The organism is Marinimicrobium locisalis (genome assembly GCF_039822625.1).
Classification (GTDB): domain Bacteria; phylum Pseudomonadota; class Gammaproteobacteria; order Pseudomonadales; family Cellvibrionaceae; genus Marinimicrobium; species Marinimicrobium locisalis.
In genome coordinates, this window is the sequence record NZ_JBDLLG010000028.1 from 44,247 (window position 1) to 53,286 (window position 9,040).

Below are 9,040 nucleotides of genomic sequence, written 5' to 3' on the forward strand. Positions count from 1 at the left end.
GTAATGTCAGATTTTAAGATACGCACAGAAACGATAAAGCCTACTAAGATTCTAGACTATTTTGTAGAAACAAAGGAGGATCGAGCGATAATTGAACGGTTGAAAAGTGATTCTCCCGTGATATTGGTGGGAAGTCGAGGGGTGGGGAAGTCTTTTCTGCTAAGGGTTTCGGAGGCGGAGCTTAAACGGGACTTAGCTCATAAGCGTGTACTTCCTGTATATGTGTCGTTTACTCAAGGTGCGGTGCTGCAACTGACAAATGAAAGCCAGTTCTATCAGTGGATGTTGGCAAAGCTCTGTTCGTCTTTTATTAGAAGCCTGAAGAAATCTGGATTCATTCTCCCCCATACCGTTTTGTCAAATGGCGCGGGGGCTCAGGAAGAATACTTAACCCGGTTAGTAGATGAATTTGAAAGCTCTTGGAAGCCGGGTCAAGCACAAGATGTTGATGTCCAGTTTTTGCCCTCAATCGATGACTTCAAAGATGCCGTAGAGGACATTTGTGAAGAAGCCGAAATAGAGGCTGTAAATTTCTTTATTGATGAAGCGGCTCATATACTTCGACCCGCTCAGCAGCGTCAATTTTTTGGGTTGTACCGTGATATCAATAGTCCGTACATAAATTGTAACGCAGCAGTGTATCCAGGAGTTACATCGTTCGGTGACTACTTTCAGCCTACTCATGACGCAATCTTTATTAACCTTGAAAGGGATATTACTAGCGCTGGATATGTTGAGAATATGAGAAATATGGTGGAGAAGCAGGCTGACAGCCGACTCCTTGGGAAAATAGCACAGAACAGTAGCAATTTTTCGCTGCTAGCATATGCGGCTAATGGAAATCCTAGAGTTTTGTTGAAAACCTTGGTAAAGACTCCTTCAGTTTCTTCTCGAGAGGTTAATTTAGTAATAAAGGAGTATTACAAAAGCGAAATATGGGAAGAACATTCTCTTTTGGCGGATAAATACTCTGGGTTCGTTGCGTTCATCAATTGGGGTAGAGATTTTGTGGAGGACACTGTTCTGCCTGACATGAAAGTTAAGAATGATTCTTACCTTGAGGGGGATAAAAAGACGTCTCGTTTTTTTTGGATTCATAAGGATGCCCCTGCCCGGATAAAGAAGGCTCTTGGCTTGCTTTGCTATACAGGGATCATCTCATTGCATTCTGATGCCGTAAAAGCTACAAGAAGCGGTATCGGTGCTAGGTACAGCGTTAACTTAGGGTGCCTTTTATCACTTGAGAATACGCCAGCCTCGACAGGAACAGCTATTGTAAAGAATCTTACAGTAAAGAGGATGACGGAGTATGGGTCAAACCACCCAGCATACTCGTCGTTAGTGACTGACTTGGACGACTTTGACGATCAAACAATTAGTTCAGCATTGAACAAGCAATTGGAAAAGCCTGTAGATTTTCTTGATCTGCCAGAGTGGCTTATAGGTTCGTTGAAGGGATTGTCGCTAAATACGATTAAAGATGTCCTTGAGGCAACAGAAGAAACTATTCAGCGGGCGTACTATGTTGGCCAAGTTCGGTCTAGATACATCAAGAACGAAGCAACTTCAGCGGTGTTTGAATATCTTTCAGGGTGAGAAGCGAGTAGATCAGTCGAACGTTGAAAGCTGATCCTGTGTGAGATGCTAAGTCGTAAGGGGATTTTGTGCAGAAAAATGATCACTTTGAAGAATTATATGACCGAGTGCAAAAAACGGCTGCTTGCCGTTTTTATGCGCATGATCGACTAAAAATGCAGCATCATGCTTCGCTTTGGACTATAGCTCTGTTTTCGGTAGGCCTTATTTTCATCCCATTAGTTCACACGTTTGGCCTTCAGACTCGCTTCACTCCTGAATACTCTAGCTTTATTCAGGTGGTTTTTGCAATCGTCATACTCGTCATATCCATAATCCTCAACATGACGAACAACGCTGTGAGAGCTGATCGAATACATCAGTGTGGAATGATTCTAAATGCGCTGTCTCGGCGAATACATAGGCACATCAACGAGGACCGCTCTCCAAGTGAGTATGAATCGCTGGTTACAGAGTATGGTGATATTTTGCAAAGATATGAGAATCACGCTCCTATTGATTACATGTTTACCAAATGCCACATGACAAATTACTACCATATGCCTTGGTACTTTCATATTTATGTAAGGGCTCGCTATGCGTTGATTTTTTTGCCTTATATCCTTCTCCTAGGCCTGGAGGTTTTGTGGATATATATGCTGATAACTCCTTCAGGGAATAAATGAGTCAATTTGACATTAAGCGTTTTAATGCCAGTGATCAAAGCGCAAGATGTTCCCTTTTTTTAATTCGGGTGAAGTAAAAGGTGTGTAATGACCGGGGAAGCCTTCATTAACTCGTCTGCAAAGGCAATGAGTGAGCCATCAGAGTCTTTATTCGTTCCAGCCATGACTATTGGTTTAGTTGTTGAGTTTCCGTTTTATTTGGTAGGAAAGGAAGGGTTTGATCTTCTTGGAGCATATTTGGTTTATGCCGTTGTTGGTTTAATTTTAAGTTTTGTATCAATTTTTTTTGTGGGTAGCTTGGGTGGCGAGAATCAGACCCAGTATTTCATTGCTGGATCTGGTTTGCTGCCAGTTGGAGTGGCTGCAATTTTCCCTGAATTTTTTAGCGATATTAATATTCCGATTGAGCAGGCAACGGGTGCATGTATTTGTGTTTGGGGGTTCTTCCTAATGAAGCATTTTTTTGATCATTCAGAAAAATTTAATGAGGACCAAGAAAAGTAGCCGGAGAAAATTTGCGCCGGACAAACTTCAGCTTTCATTTTTTTGTGCGAAGGTGGTCTTGTAATCAGGCACCAGAGGTTTTTCGGATAACCCTGCGCTATAAGTCTAAAGAGCTCATATCTTGGTAAGTGTCCTGTGTGAGACTGCCCTGTGCGAAGGTGCTGAAAGGACGCTGTCAAAGAAGTGTCTATGAAAGAATGTCGCAGGGATGAGAGGGGCCAAACCCCGATTTCTGCCCGATATCAACCTGCGGTGAACAGCCAGCCATCATCATTAGAATTGCTCTAATTAATCTTCTTCGGTTTTCTAGGCAGGAATATAAGATATGAAAATTATGAATCGAATAACGATTGGACTCGCGGCATTAGCTGTCGCGGGATGTGGGGTAAACGGTATCGCCGGCGGCGACGCCAAGGCAGCCGAGAACTTCTGCTCGGCATTGACCGGTCTTGAAATGGCAAGCACCGAAATCACCAGTGCCGAGCAAAAGCCTGCCGGTTCATTCAACTTCGGCGCCGGTCCCGATAGCGCTGAGGTAGAGCTGCCTACTCATTGTTATGTCGAGGGCATCAGCAATGAACGGACAGGGGCGGATGGTAAGACCTATGGCCTCGGTTTCGCGCTGGCGATGCCGGCGGATTGGAACGGCCGCTTCCTGTTTCAGGGCGGTGGCGGGCTGAATGGTACCGTGCATCCGCCGCTTGGCGGCAATGCCGCTGGTGACACGCCGGCTTTGGCTCGCGGTTTTGCGGTGATTTCCACCGATGGTGGACACAAGGGGCAGGGCGGTTTCGATGCGTCCTTTATGGCCGATCAGCAGGCCGCGCTCGATTTTGCCGGACAGTCGGTGGCCAAGGTGACCGAACTGGGCAAGGAGATCGTGAAGGCTTATTACGGGCAGGCGGCGCATCATACCTATATTTCCGGCTGCTCGACCGGTGGGCGCGAGAGCATGCTGGCCGCGCAGCGCTACCCCATGCTGTTCGACGGCGCCGTGGTCGGTGCCCCAGCCATGCGCACGGGCAACTCGAATTTCGCCCTGCGCAAGGCGGTGGTGGCGTTTAACCAAGTGGCGCCGCTTGATGACGAGGGCAGTCCGCAGGTTGGCCGCGCTTTCTCTCCAGCAGAACGCCGCGCGGTGCATGACGGGCTTCTGGCGCAATGCGACGGTCTGGATGGCCTTGAAGACGGGGTCGTCGCCAATGTCCGTGGCTGCGACTTTGACCCCAACTTGATTGTCTGTGAGGAAGAGGGCGACGATTCGTGTATCTCTCAGGCGCAGGCCGACGCGCTCGACAAGGCCTTTGCGCCGCTGGTCAACAGCGCCGGCTACGAGATCTATCCCGCCTTTCCCGTCGACACCGGCATGATCGAGGGGAATATGACCTATATTCCGGGTGAGAATTTCTTTTCGCCCGGCGCCAAGGCCGACCAGACCGAGATCGATATCGATGCCGAAGATGCGCGGCTGCGCAATGATCCGATGCAGCCGCGCACCGACAGCTATAACTGGACCAACTTTTCCACTTTCCTCAATCGCGGTGGGAAGATCCTGTTCTACCACGGCGTCAGCGACGCCTGGTTCTCGGCCTACGACACGCTCGGGTTTTATCAGCGGGCCGACGAAGCCAATGAGGGCTGGAGTGATGCCAGCCGTTACTATCACGTACCGGGCATGGGCCATTGCGCCGGTGGGGCCAACACCTACGATTCCTTTGATCTGCTGAGCGCGGTGGTCGATTGGGTGGAAAACGGCGAAGCGCCGGAGGATGTCATTGCCTCGCGCAACAACCCGGAGCCCGCCCGCCGCAAGCTCTGCGCCTATCCGGAGCATCCGCATTATGTTGGTGGTGGTGAGACGTCAGCCGATAGTTTTGAGTGTCGTGAAGAGTAGCTTTTGAGTGGAATAGTGAATCAGGGGGATTAAGTGGGTACGTGTTTTTGTAATAAGGCTCTGGAGTTAAAGTTAGCAGTCGCGGCGCTGTTGTGTGTTTGGATGTTTGCCTGTGGTGTCGAGGCCGGCGCGAGTGAGAGTGGGCGGCGGTTGTCACCGCGAGCTCTCCTTTCCATTGAAAAGGGGTCGGCTGGTGATACGGTTGTAGGGCCTGCGCAGGAGTCTGTAGCACTTTATCAGTCGATTGAGAACTTCAATGACGCACCTTACGGAGAGTTTGTCGGATATCTCAATGAAGTCTTTGGAAGCTTTAGTAAGGCGATCAACACATCCAGGCAGGAGTTTCTGGATGGCGAGGATAGCGAGGATTCCTTCGACGGTCGGAAAATCCAATCCGTGGAAGCTGTCGCAAAACAAGTCAGGCGTTGGGCGCTGGATGAGGCTGTGAGTGGTCGCGCGAGGGTTTTTCGCCTTGTTTTTGCGACGGCCAAGGTTCAAGAACTGACGAACTTGGTCCATGAGGAGAACGAGGGTTGGCGGTTTTCCTTGCGGGGCCGCTCCGTTCATGAGAAGTTAAAGGTCAGGCTTCCTTGCGAAGTTTATAAGCGTTACCCCAATGCGTCTGTTGATGCATTTTTAGTATCTGCGGTTCGGCCGGACGGGAGTTACGCGGCGAGTAATGTTCTGGAAACTATAATCGGTTACCCCTTCTCGTGTCCGACGGTGCCGTTTTTTAGCGCCGACGAGAGTAACAGGAAGGGAATCGAGGACTATGTGCAGTTGAACCGCTATTTAAATGGACAAAGTTTGGATGCTTGGTTTGAAAGTCATTTACCAAAAAGCAGCGCTGAAGAGGTAAGCGAAACGGAGGACAGGGACTTTCCCGAGTACGACTATGAAAGTACGATGAAAACGCTTGAGGGTAGTGATGATCCTAATGACATCCTGCTTCTTGCGTTATTGATGCACACTTACGAAAGGAATGGTAATACCCGAGAGATAGCTGAGATGCTGAGCGGGCTAGAAGGGAAGCTGGAATCAGTTAACCCGTCTGACTTTGAGCCGGATGAACCCTATGATGGAACGGATGAGTCTATGGTAAAACATCTGATGCATTACTCCGTGAACCACCTGGGAGACGAGGCCTATTTTACAATTCCTTGCGGTGTTCTGATTGATCGGCCGGGTCTCCTGCCGGCGCTTTCCCCCTTTTATGGTGGTAATCTAGATAACTTCTTGCCCCGCGATGATTGCGATGAGGATAAATATCCCTTGCCGGCGTCTGTCTATAGATACCTGAATATCGTCAATGAACCTCAAGACGATGGGATTGACGGTTATCAAGGAACGATGCGATTCAGTCACGGTCGGGAATTGAATAAGGAACATCTAATGATACGTGTGTTTCCGAGCCAGCTTTTAGAGAATGCCTCAGGCATCTCAGACCGGTACCCCTATGAAACCTGGTCCTATCTGAATATTGAAAATCGGAGAGTTTACGAACGAATTAGGTCTTCCCATATTGAGGCGCTAGAAGACCTTACACGGCACTACTCCTCGAATTTCGGGTTGGCCAGCAAGGATGCACGCTTGGCCGCTTCGGAAGCACTATGGCAGATAGTGGACGAGGGGCATTGGGGAAGTCCGCCCAGGTCCGGTTTGCGGTACATGATTCTGGAGGGGGAGCCTTATGGCGCCATTGAGAGAGTCGTCAACTCGGTGGAGGATCTGGACCAGCTTGAGCATAGTAAGGTCCGGATAAAAAACTATGAGCACGCTTGGAGCTATGTGGGAGCCCCTGATCCACTAATCATGATGGCTGTCAGGCGTCCGAACGTTCTGGAGCTGCTTCTCAAAAAAGAGAATCAGGCGGCTCTGGAGGGGTCAGATTACCAGCATGGGGAACCGATGGCCTACACCAATGCTAATACAGCCATCGATGCGAAGAACCCTATTGGTAAAAACGCACTGCACGCTGCGGTCCAGCAGAATGCTCTCGAATCCGTTAAATTGCTTTTGGAAGCCGGCGCCGATTTGTCAGCGGTTGTGGAAGGGCCGATGACCCACAATAATAGGACGGTAGCAATGTATGCAGCAGCCAATGGCGATCTCGAACTTATTCGCTACTTAAAAGACCAGAATGTTGACTTCACCGTTGTTGATAGTGAAGCTGCAGGGCTTATTGGCTATTTGATGGGGCTTGGTGAGCTGGACATTAACCCAGAGGTCACAAGGACCAATTTTAAGCAGTTTGTAGACTTGATAAATCCTTCGCTATTTTCCCCGGGGGGTGGGGATATCGAGCCCAGCTATGACTGTGAGAGGTCTCGAAGTTTTGCGGAGAAGGCGGTATGTTCTGACAGTCATCTTTCTATAATGGACAGGGTGCTTTCGTATCGGTATAAACGGCATTACGACGGAGCGACCGACAAGAGCGAGGTCAAACAGTCGCAGATTGCGTGGATCCGGAGCCGAAACAAATGTCGAGAGAGCCAGTGTGTGAGGGACGCTTACCGGCAGCGAATTGGAGAATTGACGAGTGAGGATCTTCACTAGGGGGAGCCGGTCGCATGAAATAGGCGGTCGATGTGGCCGCTAGTAACGCGACGTTGGGTTGCGAGAGAGTCGAGCAGATTTCTCCGCGCCGTGACACAGCGTCCGCGCTGACTAGAATTGTGTGAGCTAATTTGCCTCGATTGTTGGGGCAGTAAAGAAAAGTTTGCCGGTTCATTCAGCTTCGGCGCCGGTCCCGCCAGCACGACGGTGGAACTGCCCGACGATTGTTACGTCGAAGGCATCAGTAATGAACGCACAGGGGCAGACGGTAAGACCTATGGCCTCGGTTTTGCGTTGGCCATGCCGGTGGACAGGAATGGCCGCTTCCTGTTTCAGGGCGGCGGCGGGCTGAATGGTACCGTGCATCCGCCGCTTGGTGGCAATGCCGCTGGCGACACGCCGGCTTTGGCTCGCGGTTTTGCGGTGATCTCCACCGATGGTGGTCACAAGGGGCAGGGCGGTTTCGATGCGTCCTTTATGGCCGATCAGCAGGCCGCGCTCGATTTTGCCGGGCAGTCGGTGGCCAAGGTGACCGAACTGGGCGAGGAGATCGTGAAGGCGTATTACGGGCAGGCCGCGCATCATACCTATATTTCCGGCTGCTCGACCGGTGGGCGCGAGAGTATGCTGGCCGCGCAGCGCTACCCCATGCTGTTCGACGGCGCTGTGGTCGGCGCGCCGGCCATGCGTACGGGCCATTCGAATTTCGCCCTGCGTAAGGCGGTGGTGGCCTTTAATGAAATAGCGCCGCATGACGACGAGGGCAATCCGCAGGTCGGTCGCGCTTTCTCCCCGGCAGAACGCCGCGCGGTGCATGATGGGCTTCTGGCGCAATGCGACGGTCTGGATGGCCTTGAAGACGGAGTGGTCGCCAACGTCCGTGGCTGTGACTTCGATCCCAGCCTGCTCGTCTGCGAGGAAGAGGGAGACGATTCGTGTATCTCTCAGGCGCAGGCTAACGCGCTCGACAAGGCCTTCGCACCGCTGGTCAACAGCGCCGGCTACGAGATCTACCCCGCCTTTCCCGTCGATACCGGCATGATTGAGGGGGGTATGACCTATATTCCGGGTGAGAACTTCTTTTCGCCCGGCGCCAGTGCCCAGCAGACCGAGATCGATATCGATGCCGAAGATGCACGGCTGCGCAATGACCCGATGCAGTCGCGCACCGACAGCTACGGCTGGACCAACTTTTCCACCTTCCTCGATCGCGGTGGAAAGATCCTGTTCTATCACGGTGTCAGCGACGCCTGGTTCTCCGCTTTCGATACGCTCGGGTTTTATCAGCGGGCGGGCGAAGCCAATGAGGGCTGGAGTGATGCCAGCCGTTACTATCACGTCCCCGGCATGGGCCATTGCGCCGGTGGGGCCAATACCTACGATTCCTTTGACCTGCTGAGCGCGGTCGTCGAATGGGTGGAAAATGGCGAAGCGCCGGAGGATGTCATTGCCTCGCGCGGCACCCCGGAGCCCGCCAGCCGCAAGCTCTGCGCTTATCCAGAGCATCCGCACTATACCGGTGGTGATGAGGCCTCCGCCGATAGTTATGAGTGTCGGTAGAGGTTGGCATGGCATGCGTGCCCTACGGGGCACTTGGAGCGGTTCCGGGGTCAGGCTCCCGGTGACTGTTCAAAATCGCGGAAATCTGAAAAGATACCGATGAACGTGCTCAAAAAAGTGTTATTTGAGCACAAACCTGTAGCCTGGCGCTGACAAGAACAAGCGGGCAGGTTATAACAGATACAGCTAACCAAGGCCGGACTGTAGTGGTCAAGTGTTTTAGGCCACCGTCTTTTGGGTTTTCCAATATGTCTTCTCTGCCACA

General features: G+C 51.4%; 6 protein-coding genes. All 6 read left to right on the forward strand.

Translation table 11 applies throughout. The features are described from left to right. Window positions 1–3 precede the first annotated feature (3 nt). The 6 genes from AAE514_RS16340 (at window position 4) to AAE514_RS16365 (ending at window position 8,775) form a co-directional block, all read left to right on the forward strand. Window positions 4–1,596, forward strand: coding sequence for an ORC-CDC6 family AAA ATPase (locus AAE514_RS16340; RefSeq protein WP_347332629.1), 1,593 nt, complete (start codon window positions 4–6; stop codon window positions 1,594–1,596). Window positions 1,597–1,664: 68 nt separating this feature from the next. Next, entirely contained in the window at window positions 1,665–2,261 is a 597-nt protein-coding gene (locus AAE514_RS16345) for an SLATT domain-containing protein (protein WP_347332630.1), read from the forward strand. Window positions 2,262–2,348: 87 nt separating this feature from the next. Further along, window positions 2,349–2,765: a hypothetical protein gene (locus AAE514_RS16350; RefSeq protein WP_347332631.1), complete on the forward strand. Its 417-nt coding sequence runs from the start codon at window positions 2,349–2,351 to the stop codon at window positions 2,763–2,765. A gap of 454 nt (window positions 2,766–3,219) precedes the next feature. Next, window positions 3,220–4,659 carry a DUF6351 family protein gene (locus AAE514_RS18690; RefSeq protein WP_488212736.1) on the forward strand — a complete coding sequence of 480 codons (1,440 nt, stop codon included), beginning with the start codon at window positions 3,220–3,222 and terminating at the stop codon, window positions 4,657–4,659. 33 nt (window positions 4,660–4,692) lie between these two features. Continuing rightward, entirely contained in the window at window positions 4,693–7,215 is a 2,523-nt protein-coding gene (locus AAE514_RS16360; protein ID WP_347332633.1) for an ankyrin repeat domain-containing protein, read from the forward strand. A 117-nt stretch (window positions 7,216–7,332) separates the two neighbouring features. Next, the gene (locus tag AAE514_RS16365) at window positions 7,333–8,775 is read left to right on the forward strand and encodes a tannase/feruloyl esterase family alpha/beta hydrolase (RefSeq protein WP_347332634.1); all 1,443 of its coding nucleotides are present in this window, start codon (window positions 7,333–7,335) and stop codon (window positions 8,773–8,775) included. The last annotated feature ends 265 nt before the right edge of the window (window positions 8,776–9,040 follow it).

Coding starts and splice junctions, on each gene's coding strand:
- AAE514_RS18690 (WP_488212736.1), top strand. CDS start 3,220: ATGGCAAGCACCGAAATCACCAGTGCCGAGCAAAAGCCTGCCGGTTCA.
- AAE514_RS16340 (WP_347332629.1), top strand. CDS start 4: ATGTCAGATTTTAAGATACGCACAGAAACGATAAAGCCTACTAAGATT.
- AAE514_RS16350 (WP_347332631.1), top strand. CDS start 2,349: ATGACCGGGGAAGCCTTCATTAACTCGTCTGCAAAGGCAATGAGTGAG.